12 protein-coding genes are annotated in these 18247 nt (G+C 63.6%); 9 read left to right on the plus strand and 3 right to left on the minus strand.

The features are described 5' to 3' along the window. Positions 1–320 precede the first annotated feature (320 nt). From RPE78_RS13800 to RPE78_RS13840, 9 genes are all read left to right on the plus strand, one after another. On the plus strand, positions 321–2618 hold the full coding sequence (locus RPE78_RS13800) for a FepA family TonB-dependent siderophore receptor (RefSeq protein WP_330647094.1): 2298 nt from the start codon (positions 321–323) through the stop codon (positions 2616–2618). Between the two features lie 66 nt (positions 2619–2684). Next, positions 2685–3227, plus strand: coding sequence for a TRAP transporter small permease subunit (locus RPE78_RS13805; RefSeq protein ID WP_330647095.1), 543 nt, complete (start codon positions 2685–2687; stop codon positions 3225–3227). After that, on the plus strand, positions 3221–4516 hold the full coding sequence (locus tag RPE78_RS13810; protein ID WP_330647096.1) for a TRAP transporter large permease: 1296 nt from the start codon (positions 3221–3223) through the stop codon (positions 4514–4516). Before RPE78_RS13805 ends, RPE78_RS13810 begins: the two co-directional genes overlap by 7 nt. A gap of 22 nt (positions 4517–4538) precedes the next feature. Beyond that, positions 4539–5495: a TRAP transporter substrate-binding protein gene (locus tag RPE78_RS13815; RefSeq protein WP_330647097.1), complete on the plus strand. Its 957-nt coding sequence runs from the start codon at positions 4539–4541 to the stop codon at positions 5493–5495. Further along, the gene (locus RPE78_RS13820) at positions 5492–6436 is read left to right on the plus strand and encodes an alpha/beta hydrolase-fold protein (protein ID WP_330647098.1); all 945 of its coding nucleotides are present in this window, start codon (positions 5492–5494) and stop codon (positions 6434–6436) included. Before RPE78_RS13815 ends, RPE78_RS13820 begins: the two co-directional genes overlap by 4 nt. Before the next feature lie 146 nt (positions 6437–6582). Then, the gene (locus RPE78_RS13825; RefSeq protein ID WP_330647099.1) at positions 6583–7989 is read left to right on the plus strand and encodes an ATP-binding protein; all 1407 of its coding nucleotides are present in this window, start codon (positions 6583–6585) and stop codon (positions 7987–7989) included. Positions 7990–8061: 72 nt separating this feature from the next. After that, positions 8062–9702, plus strand: coding sequence for an AMP-binding protein (locus tag RPE78_RS13830; RefSeq protein ID WP_330647100.1), 1641 nt, complete (start codon positions 8062–8064; stop codon positions 9700–9702). A gap of 2 nt (positions 9703–9704) precedes the next feature. Next, positions 9705–9938 (plus strand): acyl carrier protein, encoded by a 234-nt coding sequence (locus tag RPE78_RS13835; RefSeq protein ID WP_330647101.1) that lies wholly within the window; start codon positions 9705–9707, stop codon positions 9936–9938. After that, complete coding sequence (locus RPE78_RS13840; protein ID WP_330647102.1) at positions 9935–13939, plus strand: amino acid adenylation domain-containing protein; 4005 nt, start codon at positions 9935–9937, stop codon at positions 13937–13939. Before RPE78_RS13835 ends, RPE78_RS13840 begins: the two co-directional genes overlap by 4 nt. A gap of 57 nt (positions 13940–13996) precedes the next feature. On the opposite strand, the gene RPE78_RS13845 is transcribed toward RPE78_RS13840, so the two are convergent. The 3 genes from RPE78_RS13845 to RPE78_RS13855 form a co-directional block, all read right to left on the minus strand. Then, on the minus strand, positions 13997–15667 hold the full coding sequence (locus RPE78_RS13845; RefSeq protein ID WP_330647103.1) for a BCCT family transporter: 1671 nt from the start codon (positions 15665–15667) through the stop codon (positions 13997–13999). 63 nt (positions 15668–15730) lie between these two features. Further along, positions 15731–17197, minus strand: coding sequence for an aldehyde dehydrogenase (locus RPE78_RS13850; RefSeq protein ID WP_330647104.1), 1467 nt, complete (start codon positions 17195–17197; stop codon positions 15731–15733). Beyond that, positions 17172–18245 (minus strand): LLM class flavin-dependent oxidoreductase, encoded by a 1074-nt coding sequence (locus RPE78_RS13855; RefSeq protein WP_330647105.1) that lies wholly within the window; start codon positions 18243–18245, stop codon positions 17172–17174. The genes RPE78_RS13850 and RPE78_RS13855 overlap by 26 nt, the downstream gene beginning before the upstream one ends. Positions 18246–18247: the final 2 nt, after the last annotated feature.

The following is an 18247-nucleotide window of genomic DNA, read 5'->3' on the forward strand; positions in this document are numbered from 1 at the left end:
CTGTGATAAATCGTTACTGCGCCATAAGAGCCAAGATGGGGGTAACGAATCCCCACCCCAGCCACCGCGATTTTCCAGCCTGTTCCACCAGACTCGCCTGTCGGGAAGGAACCGGCCTGCTATCATGGAGGCAAAGGGGGAGCATTCCATACCCCCCTGAAAAGCAAGCTGATTATGCGCATTTCGTCATGCATAGGATGCTGTTTTACGCCTTCCCAGCCACATGCCTTCTCTTTTGCAGCAACCGGTGCAGAGGAGGGGCCATTCCTCACAGGCCAGCCCTTCGCCAGCCGAATTGCAAACTCAGAAGGGCTTTCCGAATGACACTTCACGCACGCCTCGCCTGTGGCGCGGCCATGTCTCTCATCCTGACAAGCGGGGCGCTCCCCGCTTTGGCGCAATCAACGGATACCGGCGAGGTACTCCAGCTCGACGAAATCATCGTGACCGCTGAAGAGCAGATCAAACAGGCGTTGGGTTCATCGACCATCACCGCCGAGGATCTGGAAAAGCAGCCCGTGGTCAATGACGTCGCGGAAATCATCCGCAAGATGCCGGGCGTCAATATGTCGGGCACGTCCTCGACAGGGCAGCGCGGCAACCAGCGCCAGATCGACATCCGTGGCATGGGTCCGGAAAACGTGCTGATCCTCATCGACGGCAAGCCGGTGCTGTCGCGGACCTCGGTCAAAATGGGCCGCTCGGGCGAGCGGGACACGCGCGGTGACACCAACTGGGTTCCGGCAGAGATGATCGAACGGATCGAAGTCATTCGCGGACCGGCAGCGGCGCGCTATGGCTCGGGGGCTGCGGGCGGTGTGGTGAACATCATCACCAAGCAGCCCGACCATGATCTGGTCCAGCTCGGCTTCAAATATGACATGCCCGAAAGCAGCCTCGAGGGTGCGACCCAGCGCTATAACATGCTCTGGGCCAAGCGGATCTCGGATACGCTGTCATTCCGCTTCTCCGGCAATTACAACAAATCCGAAGGCGATGATGCGAGCATCAATGCGAGCGTCGGCACCTGCGAGACCGACTCGACCACCGGCGAGGAAACCTGCAGCTATGATGCGGGGATGGAAGGGGTGGTCAACAAGGATGCCACGCTGCGTCTGAGCTGGGCCCCGACCGATACCGATAAATTCGACTTCGATCTGGGCTATTCGCACCAGAGCAACGAATATGCCGGTGACACCCAATTGGGCGGGCGGGTGACCTCGACCGGTGACAGCACGGTGGACGCGCTGGCCGATGAGGGGGCCGAAACCAATACAATGGAGCGCAGCACCTTCGGTGTGACCCATCACGGGGATTACAACTGGGGTCGCACCATGAACTACCTCCAGTACGAGCACACCAAGAACCGTCGCCTGAGCGAGGGCACGGCAGGCAGCAGCGAAGGCACGATCAACGCAACCGATACATGGGATACCGCCATTCTGGATGCGGTCGCGGCCAAGAGCGAAGCCTATATCGACCATTACGTTCTGGGCCGCCCGTCCGCCATCACGCTGGGGGCGGAGATGCGCTGGGAACGGCTGGACCTGAGCGATTACAGCTCCTTCTCGAGCCTCACCACCGAGGACGGCGCGATCGATACCGCCAATGCCGATCCGGTGACCGAGCAGACGACACTGGGCCTCTATCTGGAAGACAATATCCAGTGGAACGAAGCCCTGACCCTGACCCCCGGTCTGCGGGTGGATTATGCCGATACGTTCGGGATCAATATCTCGGGCGGGCTGAACGCATCCTATGCGCTGTCCTCCGAATGGACCCTGAAAGGTGGCGTGGCGCGGGCGTTCAAATCCCCGACGCTCTACCAGTTGTCGGATAGCTATGTCTATTCCACCAGCGGCAACGGCTGCCCCTATCCCTATTACCGGAACGGCCCGTGCTATGTGATCGGCAATTCGGATCTGGACCCGGAACATTCGATCAATACCGAGATCGGCGTCGCCTATAGCGGGGCCAACCAGATCAACGGCACGCTGACCTATTTCCACAACTTCTATAAAGACAAGATTCAGGCGGGCACCGATCAGGTGGGCACCGTCAGCATTTATCGTAATGGTGCGTGGACGGATGCACGCCTGTATCAATGGACCAATATTCCCGATGCGGAAGTCTCCGGCCTTGAAGGCAGCTTCGCGGCACCGCTGGCGCAGAACCTGTCGCTGTCGGTCAACGGCACCTATATGATCTCGTCGAAGCAGAAGCTGCATATCGACGGTGGCACCACCACCAGCGGCACCAGCTATGATGCCATCGATATCGAGGTACCGCTGTCGCTGGTGCCGAAATACACGATCAACGCATCGCTGAACTGGGCTGTGACCGACCGCTTTACCGTGACCCCCTCGCTGACCCATTACGGCAAAACGAAAGCCACCAGCTATTCGGGCGTGACGGGCTACGAGGCCAGCGATACGACCGATCTGGGTTCCTATACCATCGTCAATCTCGGGCTGAGCTACGAATTCGAGAACGGCGCGAATGTGTCGGGCGGCGTGACCAACGTCTTCGACAAGTCGATCCTGCGTTCGGGCGACGGGGCCAACACCTATAACGAGGCAGGCCGCGCCTTCTATGTGGGCCTGACAAAAACCTTCTGATCCGGACAGGCGGAAGGGAGGCTGTGTCTGCCTTCCGCATCCCGTCCCCCAACCACGACCAAACCAATGATCTTGCTGAAACTACGCGATACGCTGCTGCGGTTCGATCCGCTTCTGGCAAAGGCCGAAATGGCTCTGAGTGCGGCCTGCCTTGCAGCTGTGGTGCTGATGATGGGCGCGGGAACAGTGGCCCGAAGCCTTGGCCATCCCTTCGTTTTCAGCGATGATCTGGCCATCAGCCTGATGGTCTGGGGGGCGCTTTTCTCGATCTCGGCCAATCTGGCGCAGGGCGGGCATATGCGGGTCGACCTTCTGCTGCCGCATCTGCCGCATCTCCTGATACGCCTGATCGATGCGGTCTGCGCGGTGATGCTGGCGGGTTTCGTGCTGACGCTGTGGCTCTGGCTTGATCCGCTGGGCCTGATCGGGGCAGGCGGGGCCATGCAACTGGCCATGACGACCGGAAATTACACCTATACCGAACCGGTGATGACACTGGGCATCCTGAAAATCTGGATCTGGCTGCCGCTGGTTCCGGCCAGTCTGGGCGCGCTTTACCATGCGCTGATCCGTCTGGTGGCCCCCGTACAAAGAGCGGCCCCATGCTGAGCCTTGCCATTTTCATCGTTCTGTTGCTGCTGGGGCTTCCGGTGGCTTTTGCCATGATTGCGGGGGCCGTGGCGCAAATCCTGCTGGCGGGCAATGGGGTGTTGCTGCTCAGCCTGCCGCAGCAATTCTTTCAGGGCATGGAAAACTATGGCCTGCTGGCCCTGCCGGTCTTCATCTTTCTGGGGGAGTTGCTGAATGCCAGCGGAGCGGCGGCGCGCCTTTATGCGCTGGCCTCGCTATTGACACGCGGACTGCGTGGCGGGTTGGCACAGGCCAGCCTGATTGCCAATGCGCTTCTGGCGGCGGTGTTGGGCTCTACGGCGGCGCAGATCACGCTGATGTCGCGCCTTGCGGTCCCGCAAATGGAACGGGCAGGCTATCCCCGCGATGTGGCCACGGGCCTGACGGCAGCAGGGGCGCTGCTGGCCCCGATCATTCCGCCCTCCATGCTGCTGATCGTCTACGGCGTGATCGCGCAGGTCCCCGTGGGCGACCTGTTTCTGGCAGGGATCGCGCCCGGAGTTCTGCTGGCGGCGGTCTTTGCGCTTGTGATCGACCGCATGGCGCGGCGCGGCGCGTTTCCGACGCCTCCGGTTGCCGCAGCCCCCGCGCCCTCGGCGGCTCGGGCGGGGTTTCGCGAGGCCCTGCTGGAGGCCTTACCCGCCATCGTGATTCCGGCGGGGATGATCGCGGCGATCATGCTGGGCTTTGCCACACCGGTCGAGGCCGGTGTGGCCGCCATCGCGCTGACCCTTCTGGTCGGGGCCGCGCTGTACCGCACGCTTACATTCGGGCGGATCTGGCAGGCGCTTCTGGTCAGCGCCAAAATGAGCGGCGCGATCCTGTTTCTGATCGCGGCGGCCAGCCTTTATGCATGGATCATCGCCTTCGAGAACCTGCCCGCGCTGGTGGCACACTTCCTGTGGACCCTGTCCGACAATCCGCTGGTTTTCCTGCTGCTGGTCAACCTGCTGCTGCTGGGGTTGGGAATGATCTGCGATCCGCTTCCCGCATTGATCCTGACAGTGCCGGTGCTGCTGCCTGTCGCGGTGGACCATTACCATATCGACGCCATACATTTCGGTCTGGTGGCCTGTTTCAACCTGACCATCGGCCTGATGACGCCGCCGGTCGGGGTCGGGCTGTATACGGCCGCGTTGCAAAACAACCTGCCCACCGCCGCGCTGATCCGCGTGCTACGCCCGTTTCTGGCCGCCGCGCTGGCGGTGCTGGCGCTGCTGACCCTCTGGCCGCGCTTCGCGCTGGCCATTCCCTCGTTTTTCCAGTGACCCACCACGGAGACCCCTTTCCATGTTCCGCAGTCTCGCTCTGGCCGCCATTGCCCTTTCGATCCCGCTGGCCGTTTGCGCCCAGCCTTTCCGTCTGGGGCTGATCACCCCGCCCACCCATCAATGGACCAAAACCGCGCAAGAGATCAGCCAAGAAATCGCGCAAGGCACCGAAGGGCGCGTGCAGATCATGGTCATGCCCTCGGGCCAGCTGGGCAACGAGGCGCGGATCTTGCAGCAGGTGCAGACCGGAGCGGTGGATTTCGCCTTTCTGACCGGTGGCGAATTCGCCAATCGCGATCCCGATTATGGCGTGTTCTACGCCCCATATCTGGTCAGCAACACGCAGGAGGCCGCCCAGATCCTGCAAGGCGGTGTGGCGCATACGCTTCTGGACCGGCTGGATGGCTTCGGCCTGAAGGGCTTGGGCTGGGGCATGGCGGGAATGCGCCAGATCGTGATGTCCGGCCCCATCGAGACCCGTGACGATCTGCGGGGCAAACGCATCCGTACCGTGCCACTGGCCCCCGAGATGGCGTTCTGGTCAGAACTCGGTGCCGCCCCGACACCGATGCCGCTGCCCGCGCTTTATGACGCCTTCGCCAATGGCCAGATCGATGGCATGCAGATCGACCATGAAGGCACATGGACCGCCGGATACTGGCGTAATGCCAAGGTTGTGCTGAATTCCAACCATATGATCTTCCCGATGCTTGCCGTCGCCTCGCAGCGCAGCTGGGCCAAGATCTCGCCCGAAGACCAGACCCGTATCACCGCAATCATGGAACGCGAACTGGCCCAGATGAATGCCGCCTATGCCCGGATCGATGCCGACAATCTGGCCGAACTCCGGCAGGCAGGGGTGGATGTTCGAAATGTTGATCGCGACTGGTTTGGCGCGGCGGTCGATCGCTGGTATGCCGCATGGCGACAGAAAGCGCCGCTTCTGACGGTGCTGGAACAGGAGATCAACGAATGATGTATCGTCGGGAGATGGTCATGGGCAGCATTCTCACTCTGGCCCTTGCCGTTCCGCTACGCGCGCAGCCCTCGACCAAGCCGCTGCCCCCGTCGCAACTGGATACCGGATCGGCAGTCCGCGATGTCTACAGCTTCACCTTGCCAGCGCCCGCCGCACCCGCCCCCGAGGAAGGGGCGGCCAATCCGGATTACCGAATCGGCGTGCTGGTGCCGAAAGGGCCGGCACCGGCCAAGGGCTGGCCGATCCTTTACATGCTGGATGGGCAGGCCGTGATGGAACGGCTGACCGACGCGATTCTGGCCAAAATCCCGCAGGCCGCACAGCGGATCATCGTCACGGTGGGCTATCAGACCCCGCAGCGTTTCGCGACGGCGGCCCGCGCCCGCGACTACACGCCGCCGGACCCGAAAGGCCTTGCCATCAAGGACCCGCGCACCGGCACCTCGGCGGGGCATGCCGACAGTTTCCTGCATTTGCTGGGCACACAGATCATCCCGCGCGCCGAAAGCTTCGCGCCTGTCGACCCGCAGGAGCGCACATTATGGGGCCATAGCTATGGCGGGCTCTTCGTCCTTTACGCCGCAAGCCAGCCCGACAGCCCCTTCGTGGCCTTCACCTCGGCCAGCCCCGCCCTGTGGTGGGACGAGGCGCGCATCGGCCCCGCCTTCGAGGCACAGATGCGCGCGGGCCGCTGGTCGCGCCGCCCGCTCGACATCCATATCGGCAGCGCCGAACGCGCCAAAGCCACCGATCCGGGCACGAAACAGACGGAAGCTTTCGTGAAAATGCGCGGGGCCTTGCCCGAACATGCGCTGGAGGATCTTGTGAGCACCGCACGCGCCGCCGGTATCCCCGGCCAATTCACCCAGTTTCCGGGCCTCAGCCACGGCCAGAGCTTCGTCGCCTCCCTCTATAAGACAGTGGGGGTTGCAGAATAGGTTTCTTCTCCGGTAAATGCCGGAGCAGAGACGTAAACGGGCCGCCCTGGCCCGGTTCGCCCCGACATCGGGGACGACAAACGCCACGGAGAATTCCGAAGCCAGAGGGTCATCCATCAGAACTTGCACACCTGAAAGGGCGCAACATGACACACTCTCTTCTCCGGTCTCCGGTCTCGGCCAAAGGTCAGGCTGTCGGGGCTGCCGCAACGGCATTGCTTCTTGTGTGGAGCAGCATCGCACTGGCCGACCCCTTCACCACCCCCGGCGGGTATGAGGGCCGCATCTCGGCGCAGGGCGCGAACCGTTCGCCGATCTTTGCCGGAAGCAAAGCCGAGATCGAGGCACAGGGCCTTGCCCCCAATCAGCCGGTCTCGCTGCGTCAGGCAGGTGAAGTGCTGGGCAATGGTGCCAGCTTTGCGGCCGATGACAAAGGCAATCTGAAGGCCGAGCTCGAGATCCCCGCAACCGCCAAGGCCGGGCTTTATCCTGTGGTGGCAGAACTGGGCGGCGACACCCCTTCGGCCACCGTCTTCGATCTGAAAGTCTCGAAACAGCTTCCCTTCAGCGGCAGCGAGAATTACGCGCTCAAATCCGTTGAAATCGTGCGCAACCCCTATCAGGTAGCGGTTGGCAAGGACGCGATCTATGTGACCGGCGCCGTGGGCCGCCCGCCCGTCAAGGAAAGCGAGCTGGCAAAGATCGACCCGCAATCGATGGAAATCACCACCCGCGTGACGCCGCAGGCCGCCCCCTCGAAAGGGGATCGTGAAGGCGGTGTCTTTGCGGTTTACGGTATCGGTCTGGACGAGCAGGACCATCAGGTCTGGGTGACCAACAGCCGCCAGAACACCGTGGCCGTCTATGACAGCAAGGACCTGTCGCTGATCAAACAGTTCCCCGAAGACAGCGTCGACCACCCGCGGGATGTTCTGCTGGCCAATGGCAAAGCCTATGTCAGCGCGACCTTCACCCCCGAGATCTATGTCTTCGATGCCAAGCATCTGGATGCGGAACCGGCGGTGATCGAAATCCCGTCCTCGCAGCGCGGCCAGCGTTTTGCAGCCGCCAGCCTCTCGCTCGCCCCCGAGGCGAACGAGCTGTTCGTCTCGTCGCTGGGCAGCAATGAGGTTGCGGTGATCGACCTGAAAGATGACAGCGTCAAAGCCACGTGGAAAGTGCCCCATTCGGTCAGCACGATCGGTGTGGCCGCCAGCGCCGATGGCAGCAGGGTCTATACCGTTGCGCAGGGCAATGATGCGGTCTCCATCCTTGACGGAAAAACCGGCGCGCTGATCAAACAGGTCAATGTTGGCGCGAACCCGCTGAATGCCGTGGTCGAGCCGAAAAGCGGCAATATCTTCGTGGCCCTGCGCGGCGCGCATGCGGTGGCGGTGATCTCTCCCGAGGGCGAGCTGCTGGCCAATCTGGATGTCGGCTCGACGCCGAACCATCTGACGCAGGACGGCGCGGGCAATGTCTATGTCGTCAACAAATCGGGTGGCGAGGATGATCCCACCGCGAACCGTCTGACCCGCATCAGCGCAAAATAACCCCCAAAGCAAAACATTGTGCCGCGCAGCCGTCTGCGGATTGCGCGGCCCCTCTGTTTATCGGAGAGTGACATGTCCAACCCGACCCAGATCTGGCCCGCCGACCGTGCCCGCAGCTATCGCGAAAAGGGCTATTGGCGCGGAGAAACCTTCCCGGCCTTGCTGCGCCAGCGCGCCGCGGCCCATCCCGACCGCATCTGCCTGACCTCCGGCACCCAAAACTGGAGCTATGCCGAACTGCACACGCGCGCGCTGCGCTTCGGGGCGGGGCTTGTGGCACTGGGGTTGCAACCGGGCGAGCGTATCCTGATCCAGATGGGGAATGTGCCCGAATTTTTCCAAGCCGTGTTCGGTGCCTTTGCCGCAGGGCTGGTGCCGGTTTACGCGCTGCCCGCGCATCGTCGCGCGGAAGTGCAGCATCTGGCCGGAAAGTCACAGGCCCGCGCGATCGTGGTTCAGGACAAGATCGACCGTTTCGACCATGCCCAGCTGGCGCTGGAGGTGCAGGCCGAGCTTGACGGGCTGGACCATGTCATCATTTCCGGCACCGCCCCCGAGGGCACACTGGCGCTTGAGGATATTCAGGGCGATCCCGCCTGCCTTCCCGCCGACCCCGATCCGCAATCGGTGGCCTTCCTGCAGATCTCGGGCGGCTCGACGGGCCTGCCCAAGCTCATTCCCCGCACCCATGACGATTACATCTACTCCCTGCGCGGCAGTAACGCGCTTTGCGGGATGGACGAGAACAGCGTCTATCTGGCCGTGCTGCCCAATGCGCATAACTTCACCATGTCCTCGCCGGGCACCTTCGGGACCTTCTATGCCGGCGGGCGGGTGGTGCTTTGCCCGACACCGCTGCCACAGATCGCCTTCGGGCTGAGCGCGCGGGAAAACGTCACCATCACCGGCCTCGTGCCGCCGCTGGCCCTGCTGTGGCTGGACGCTGCGGAAAAATTGCAGCCCGATCTCTCCAGCCTGCAAATCCTGCAGGTGGGCGGGGCGAAATTCCTGCCCGAGGCCGCGCGCCGCGTGACCCCCGTTCTGGGCTGTCGCCTGCAACAGGTTTTCGGCATGGCCGAGGGTCTGGTCTGCTATACCCGCGCCGAAGACAGTGACGCGCTGGTCATCGGCACTCAGGGCCGCCCGATCTGCCCCGATGACGAGGTTCTGGTGCTGGACGATGCCGGTCATCCGGTTCCCGACGGCCAGCCGGGCAACCTGCTGACCCGCGGCCCCTATACGATCAGCGCCTATCACGACGACCCGTCCGCCAATGCGCGCAGCTTCACCGAAGACGGGTTCTACCGCACCGGCGATATGGTGATCCGTCTACCGTCGGGGCATCTGGTGGTGCAGGGCCGCAGCAATGACCAGATCAACCGCAATGGCGAGAAGATCTCGGCGGAAGAGGTCGAGGATCTGCTGCTCAGCCATCCTGCGGTCTTCGACGCGGTGGTGGTATCGATCCCCGATGCGCGTCTGGGCGAACGGGCCTGCGCCTTCATCCAGCCGAAAGAGGGTCAGAGCACCGATGCCAGCGCGCTGCGCGCCCATCTGCGCGCGCGCGATGTGGCGGCCTTCAAGATCCCCGACGAAATCCGCATGGTGACAGGGTTTGCCACCACCGCCGTCGGCAAGATCAGCCGCCGCCAGCTGCGCGAGAGCCTGCGCGCCAGTGTTCTGGCCGAAGAAGCTGCGGCACAGGAGGCCTGATCATGCGCGACACCCTGACCTTTGCCCAAATGCTGGATGATCTGGCCGGTGTTCTGGATCTGCCGGCCAATGAGATCGACCCCGAGGGCCATCTGGGCGATCTCGGGCTTGATTCCATCGCCCTGATGCGGCTGCTTCTGCTCTGGCAGGAAACCCAGCCCGATCTGCCCGTCGAGCGGCTGTATGAATGCGAGACCCTGAACGAGTTCTGGGCCATCGTCGAGGCGGCGCCATGAAAGACCATCTGTCGCAGGATAGCGGTGTCCAGCTCTGGTCGCCGCTGACCGAGGCGCAGGAGGGGATCTGGTATGCGCAAGCGCGTATGCCGCATAACCCCGCCTTCATGACAGGGCAGGCGCTGCATCTGCACGGGCCGCTGGATCGCGCCCAGCTTGAGGCGGCGCTGGCCGAACTGGGGCAGGAGGCGCACTGCCTGTCGCTGCGGTTCCGGCAGGTCGCGGGACAACCCGAGCAATCGCTGGATCCGGCCTTTGCGCCACGCCTGCAGCACATCACCTTCGACACGCCCCCCTCCGAAGCGGACCTCCGGACGCGCCTTCTGGCCGAGGCCCGCCGCCCGCTGGATCTGGCACGCGATCCGCTGGCAAGTTTCACCCTGTGGCAGATCGCCCCCCAGCACCACATCCTGACCGAGCGCATCCACCATCTGGCCGCCGATGGCCGCGCGATGGTGGAGATCACCCAGCGTCTGGCGCAGCTTTACAACGCCCGTATCACAGGGCAGCCCGCAGGCACGCCGCTGCCGCCACTTGCACGCGCCTTCGAGGAAGATGCGCGCTTCCGCGCCTCCCCCGCCCGCGCGAGCCAGCACCGCTTCTGGCAGGAGAAAATCCGCCTTCTGCCCGAGGTCGAAGACATCGCCGCCCGTGGCGGGCAGGGCGACGGCACATGGTTCCACCGCCACGAACTGCCGCTTTCCGCCGAGCTTTGTGCCGATCTGGCGCAGCTCGCGCATATTGCGGGGGTGCATTGGACCGATGTTCTGGTCGGGCTGGCCGGCGCATGGCTGGGGCGCCATCTGCCCTTGGTCTCACGCGGGGAAAGCGACGAGGTGGTGATCGGTCTGCCATTGCAAAACCGTATGGGCAAGCTGGCCCGCGTGCCCTCGACACAGGTCAATGTCCTGCCGCTTGCCCTGCGCGTGCAGGAAGACGCACCGCTGGGGGACTGGCTGCAGGAGGTGGGCCGGTCTCTGGCGGAGATGCGCCGCAACCCCCGTTATCGCGGCGAATTGCTGGCCCGCGAGGCAGGGCGCATCGGGGCAGGGCGCAGGCTCTGGGGGCCGCTGATCAATATCCTGCCCTTCGAGGCCTGCCCGACATTCTCCGGTTGCACAAGCCAGCTACAGATCCTGTCGGCGGGCTCGGTCGAGGACCTGACCATCTGCTATCGTGGCACGCCCGAAACAGGGCTTTTGCTGCAGATCGATGCCAATGATGCCCGCTACAGCGCCGAAGAGACCGAAACGATGACACGGCGTCTGGGCTGTTTTCTGGCCCGTGCCGCCCTTGCGCCGCAGTTGCGCCTTGTCCCGACCCTGACCGCAGAGGAAACGCAGGCCCATCTGGTCGCGCGCAACCAAACCGCCCATCCCTTGCCCGAGACCACGCTTTGGGACCTCATCGCCACGCAGATCGCCCGAAGCCCCGACGCCTGCGCGCTGCGCTTCGGTGATCAGGCGGTGAGCTATCGCCAGCTTGATGCCCGCACCGAGGCTCTGGCGCAGCATCTGGCCGCTCTCGGGGCCGGACCGGGCCAGATCATCGCCGTGGCACTGCCGCGCTCGGTCGAACTGGTCGTGGCATTGCTGGCGGTGATCCGCGCGGGGGCGGCCTATGTGCCGCTCGACCCCGAGGACCAAAGCGCGCGCAGCGCCGGTATTCTGGCACAGGTCGCGCCTCTGGCGGTGATCGCGCAGGACGGCTACCCCTGCGGCGACTATCCACAGATCGACTGGCCACAGATCGACTTGTCACAAGTCTCTCCGACCACGACAGGCGGCCCCGGCAAAGGCACCACACCGCGCCCTGCCGGCCCCGACGATCTGGCCTATGTGCTGTTCACCTCTGGCTCGACCGGCGCACCGAAAGGTGTGATGATCGAGCACCGTGCCATCGTGAACCGCCTGCTATGGATGCGCGAGACCTATGGTTTCGGACCCGCAGACCGGATCCTGCAGAAAACTCCCGCAACCTTCGATGTCTCGGTCTGGGAGTTTTTCCTGCCCTTCCTCTGCGGGGCCAGCCTTGTGGTCGCCCCGCCCGGCGCGCATCGCGATCCTGTGGCGCTGGCGGGGATCATCCGCCGCGAAAAGATCACCACCCTGCATTTCGTGCCTTCCATGCTGGAGCTGTTTCTGGCGGCCCCTGCCTCTGAAGGGCTGACAATCGCGCGGGTCTTTGCCAGCGGCGAGGCGCTGCCCACACGTCTGGCCCGCCTGTTCGCACAGCGTATCTCGGGGGCGCTGCACAATCTGTATGGCCCGACAGAAGCGGCTGTGGATGTCACCTATGCACCGGCAGATCCGGCACAAAACGGCCCGCAGATCCCGATCGGTCATCCGGTCTGGAACACCGGCTGCTATGTGCTTGACCATTGTCAGCGCCCCGTGCCCGACGGGCTGGCAGGGCGGCTCTATCTGGCGGGGGGGCAGCTTGCCCGTGGCTATCTGGGCCGCCCCGATCTGACCAAAGAGCGTTTCGTGCCCAACCCGTTCCCCGCCGCACCGTTTTCACCGAAAACCGCGACCGGAACGGCGATCATGTATGATACCGGCGATCTGGTCACCGCCGATGCGCAGGGCAGCCTGACCTTTGCCGGTCGGGTCGACCATCAGATCAAGATCCGTGGGGTGCGTATCGAACCCGCCGAAATCGAGGCCCGCATGGCGCAGGCGCCCTGTCTGAAACAGGTGGCGATGATCGTCGATCAGGATGCAACGGGGCAGGCGCGCCTGCTGGCCTATGTGGTCCCGCGCGAGGATGCCTCGACGGCCGATATCCGCAAGGCCTTCGAGACGGCGCTGCCTGCCATGATGCAACCGGCCCATATCCTGACCTTGCCCGCGCTGCCGCTGAACAGCAGTGGCAAGCTGGACCGCAAGGCCCTTCCCGCACCGCAGACGACGGCAGGCGAGACCAAGGCACTGCCCCGCGCAGGCACCGAAACCCTGCTCTCGCGGCTGTATGCGGAAATTCTGGGGCTGCCCGAGCCGGTCGACCGCAAAACGGATTTCTTCCTTGCGGGCGGGGAGTCGCTCAGGGCGGTCCGGCTGTCTTTGCGCATCGAAGAGGAAACCGGTCGCGATCCGGGGCTGGGGGTGTTGCTCGAGCATCCGGTTCTGGCCGATCTGGCAGAGGTGCTGGATCAGGGCGCAAACCGGAGCGCCGCGCCGCAAGATCACGGCACGAAACCCGTCTTGCGCTTGCAAAAGGGCGCGCCAACGGGGCCTGTCATTTTTGCCATCCACCCTGCGGGCGGTCTGGCATGGTGCTATCGCAGGCTGGCGCAAAGCCTGCCCGAAGCCACGGTCTACGGGCTGCAATCGCCGCTATTGGAACACGGCGGCCCGCTGCAAGGCGATCTGAACGCGCTGGCCCGCAGCTATCTTGACGAAATCGCCGCTTTGTGGCCGCGCGAGGGCAAGGTCTATCTGCTGGGCTGGTCTTTGGGCGGCATCATTGCCCATGCGATGGCCGCCGAAGCCGAGAGACGGGGGTGGCCGCTGGCACGGCTGGTGCTGATGGATGCCTATCCCTCGGCCTGCTGGCGCGATCAGCCCGAACCCGATGACGGCACCGCCCTGCGGGCCATTCTGGCCATTGCGGGCTTCGACCCCGAAGCGCACCGGCATCTGGAAACGGTCGCCGAGGTCACCGGCTTCCTTGCCGCCCGTCAGCACCCGCTGGCCCAGCTTCCCGCCGCCATTCTGGCGGGGGTGATGCGCTCGGTGCGGGCGACCAACCGCTTGGTGCGCGACCATCACGAACCGCAGGTCCATTGCCCGACGCTGCATCTGGCGGCGCTACGGGACCAGATCGGGCAGGGGGGCGCGCAGGGGCAGGGGGGCGATCCGCAAGGCCATCATGCCGGATTGTGGGACAGCTATTGCCAGACGCTGGAGCGGATGGAGTTCGACTGTCACCATCCCGATATGATCGGGCCGGAGGTGGTCGAGGCGCTGGCCGGAACCCTGCGTCTCCCCAGCCCGAAATAAGGTCACCGGCAGCGCGGGAGGGTCCGCGCTGCCGGTCTGTTTCCGGCCGATCTCCGGTCAGGCCTTCAGGTCGGCATTATAGACCGTCCCATCCGGTGCCTCCCCCTGCGGCGCGGGCAGGGCGCTCGGGTCCTGATGCAACGAACGCAGCAACCCGAATGCCATCAGCAGCACCAGCACCGAGATCGGCAGGGCTGCGGCAATCGCGGCTGTCTGCAACGCCGAAAGGCCGCCTGCCGCCAGAAGGGCCGCCGCAACCACGCCCTGCGCCGCGCCCCAGATGATCCGGTGGCGGGTCGGCGGATGCGGATTGCCCATCGACAGGATTGTGGTCACCACAAGCGTGCCGCTATCGGCGCTGGTAATGAACCATGTCGCCAGCAGGAAGGTCGCCAGCGCCGAAACGCCCCATGCCAAGGGGCCATTGCCCGCAAGACCGTCAATCGTGGCGTAAAGCGTGCCGCCGAGATTCCAGTTGTTGACCATCTCCAGAAGACCCGCCGTTCCCACCCCGTTCGGTGCGGTCAGCTCTTGATAGAGCGCGTTGCCTCCGAAGATCACGATCCAGAGAAACGCGATAAAGGTCGGCACCAGCATCGCGCCACACATGAACTGACGGATCGTGCGGCCATAGGAGATCCGCGCGATGAACATGCCAACGAAGGGCGCCCAGCTCAGCCACCATCCCCAGTAGAAGATCGTCCAGCCGCCCTGCCATTTGACATTGCCCGGCTCGGAGGCGGTCCAGAATCCCATCGGAATGAAATGGGTGACATATTGCCCGACCGAATTCAGCAGGAAATCCGTCAGCCAGCCCGAGGGGCCGACAAGGAAGAAAAACGCCACCAGCAGCAGAGTAAGCAGGATATTCCACTCCGACAGGATCCGCACGCCGCGGCCAAGGCCGGACACCGCGCTCAGCGTGGCCACCGCCGAGATCAGCAGCACCAGCGTGATCTGCATGCCGGTTCCGGTCGAGGTGCCAAACAGCACGTTCAGCCCCTGCACCATCTGGGTGGCCCCCAGCCCCAGCGAGGTGGCGATGCCGAAGACGGTGCCAAACACCGCCAGCAGGTCCACCGCATGGCCCAAAGGCCCGTAGATCCGCTGGCCCAGCAACGGATAGAGCGCCGAGCGGAAGGTCAGCGGCAGCTTCTTACGATAGGCAAAATAGCCAAGCGCCAGACCGGTCAGCGTGTAGATCGCCCAGCCATGCAGCCCCCAGTGGAAATTGGTCACGCGGACTGCATCAAGCGCACGCTCCAGCGTCATGGCGTGATGGCCCTCGGCCTCGGCAAAGGGATTGTTGGGATAGCCCCAAGCGGCCGTATTGTCGAAATAGAACAACGGCTCGGCCACACCGAAGAACATGATCCCGATCGAGACGGAGGCCGAGAACAGCATCGCGAACCACGAGAAATTGCCGAATTCGGGGCGGCTGTCATCATCGCCCAGCCGGATCGCGCCGAAGCGCGAACACATGATATACAGGGCGACGGCCAGAATCGCGAGGATCGTGGCGATATAATACCACCGCAGCACGCTTTCGACCCATGCACGGATCGCTCCGAACACATCCGTCGCCATATTCAGATTGAGGATCGTGAACAGCACGAAGACGGCCACCATAACCTTGGCCGCGATACTCATTCCATTATGCAATCCGCGCATGGGACCGCGTTCCGCGACGCGAGGCGGCGCGGGGATCTTGTCTGGCTGTTGCGCCATTGTCATTCTCCCTGTTGCAACAGGCGCGGCACTGGTCTGCGCCACGCCCAGCCTTTCAACGCCTCAGCGCATGATGAAAGGATCGGGGATCGGATCATCGCTGGTCCGAAGCCACACAGTCTTGACAGTGGTGTAATCCAGCGCCGCCGCCAGACCACCCTCGCGCCCGTGGCCCGAAAGCCCGTGCCCGCCGAAAGGTGCCATAGGCGAGACCGCGCGATAGGTATTGACCCAGACGATCCCCGCACGGATCTGCCGGATCATCCGGTGTGCCCGTGTCAGGTTCCGGGTAAACACCCCCGAGGCCAGCCCGAAGGCCGTGTCATTGGCCAGCGCGATGGCCTCTTCCTCGGTGTCAAAGCCCACGACCGACAGCACGGGGCCGAAGAATTCGCGGGTCACACACTCGGCGTCGCGCGCCGCCGAGCAATCCAATATGGTGGGCGGGAAATAATAGCCCGCGCCCTCGGGGGCCTTACCACCTGTCACCAGCTTGGCCCCCTGTTCCAGCGAACGGGCGATCAGCGCTTGGGCCATGTCGCGCTGGCGTTTGGTGCAGAGCGGGCCGATCTCGGTCGCCATATCATCGGGCGTACCGATCACGCAGGCTTCGGCCTTGGCCTTGAGCATTTCCAGAAACGCCTCTTTGACCGAATTCTGCACCAAAAGCCGCGAGCCCGCGACACAGCTTTGCCCCGTGGCCGCGAAAATCCCCGAGACCTGCGCATTGGCGGCGCTTTCCAGATCGGCGTCGTCAAAGACGATAAAGGGCGATTTCCCGCCCAGTTCCAGCGAGGTCGAGGCAAGGTTTTCCGCCGAGTTCCGCACGATATGCCGCGCGGTTTCCGGCCCGCCGGTAAAGGCCACATGGGCGACCTTGGGATGGCTGGTCAGCACCGAACCGCAGTCTGCGCCAAAGCCCGTCACGATGCTCAGAACACCCTTGGGGAAGCCTGCCTGATCGAAGATCCGCGCGAATTCCAGCATCGGCGCGGGGCCCTCTTCCGAGGCTTTCAGCACCATCGTACAGCCCGCCGCCAAAGCAGGGCCGATCTTCACCGCCGACAGGAACAGCTGCGAGTTCCAAGGCACCACAGCCGCCACCACGCCGATAGGCTCGCGGCGCAGCCAGACCTCCATATCGGGCTTGTCGATGGGCAGATGCGCGCCCTCGATCTTATCGGCCAGACCGGCGTAATAGCGGTAATATTCAGCGACATAGGCGATCTGGGCGCGGGTCTCGCGGATGATCTTGCCGGTGTCGCGGGTTTCAAGCTCGGCCAGCACCTGCGCGTTTTCCGCGATCAGATCGGCCAGCCGCAGCAGAAGCTTGCCGCGCGCGCTTGCGGTCATCCCCGCCCATTCGGGCGCCAGAAAGGCGCAATGGGCGGCTTCGACCGCGCGGTTGACATCACAGGCCTTGGCCTCGGGCATCAATGCCCAAGGCTGGCCCGTCGCCGGATCGAGGCTTTCGAATTGCGCGCTGGCGTCTTCGAACTGGCCGTTAATGTACTGCTGAAAGCTCTGCATCGGCCCCCTCCTTCTGGAAGGCGGGCATCACCTCGTTGATGAACCGCAACAGCGAGGCCTTTTTCCGCTCGAAGCTCTGGCTGGAATCGATCCAGAAGGAATATTCGTCATAGCCCTGCGCCTCGTAATGACGGAGGCGCTCGATGACCTGATCGGGGGTGCCGATGACCAGATCGCGCTCCATCGCCTCGGGGGTATAGAAGGGATGGGCTGCGATTTCTTCCTCGCTCAGCGGTTTGATCAGCCCTTGGGTGATCTCGCGCTTGTTCATGAACCATGCGCCGAAATAGTTGTAGAAGCGGTTGAACTCTTTCGCCGCCTGTTTCGCATCTGCCGCATCCTCGGCGACATAGCTATGCATCAGAAGCATGATCTTGGGGCGCGGCACCTGCGGATTTTTGGCGCAGGCATCGTTGAACGTGTCGATGAGATGCTGGACCTCTTCCTCGCCCTTCCACAAAGGCGCGACCTGCACGTTGCACCCATTGGCCACGGCGAATTCATGGCTGTTGGGGTCGCGGGCGGCCACCCAGATCGGCGGGCCGTTTTCCTGCAAAGGCAGCGGTGCCGAGGTGGTTTTGGGGAATTGGAAGAATTCGCCCTTATGCGCGTAATCGCCCTTCCACAGCGCCTTGACCGCAGGGATCAGCTCGCGCAAGCGCTGGCCCGCGCCCCAAGCATCCAAACCCGGCATCATCCGGTCATATTCAAACTGATAGGCACCGCGGGCAATGCCCAGATCCAGCCGGCCCTCGGTGATGATATCGGCCATCGCCGCCTCGCCTGCCAGCCGGATCGGATGCCAGAAGGGCGCGATCACCGTGCCGGTGCCGAGGCGCACGGTCTTGGTATGGCGCGCCACATCCACAAGGCTGAGCAGCGGGTTGGGCGCGATGGTGAAATTCATCCCGTGATGTTCGCCCGTCCAGATGGCATGCATGCCGCCCTCATCGGCAATCTTACACAGTTCGATGAATTCGTCGTAAAGCTGTTTCTGGTTATCTTCGGAAGAGATGCGCTCCATATGCGCGAAAAGCGAGAATTTCATAC

The organism is Thioclava litoralis (assembly GCF_045278885.1).
GTDB lineage: Bacteria > Pseudomonadota > Alphaproteobacteria > Rhodobacterales > Rhodobacteraceae > Thioclava > Thioclava litoralis.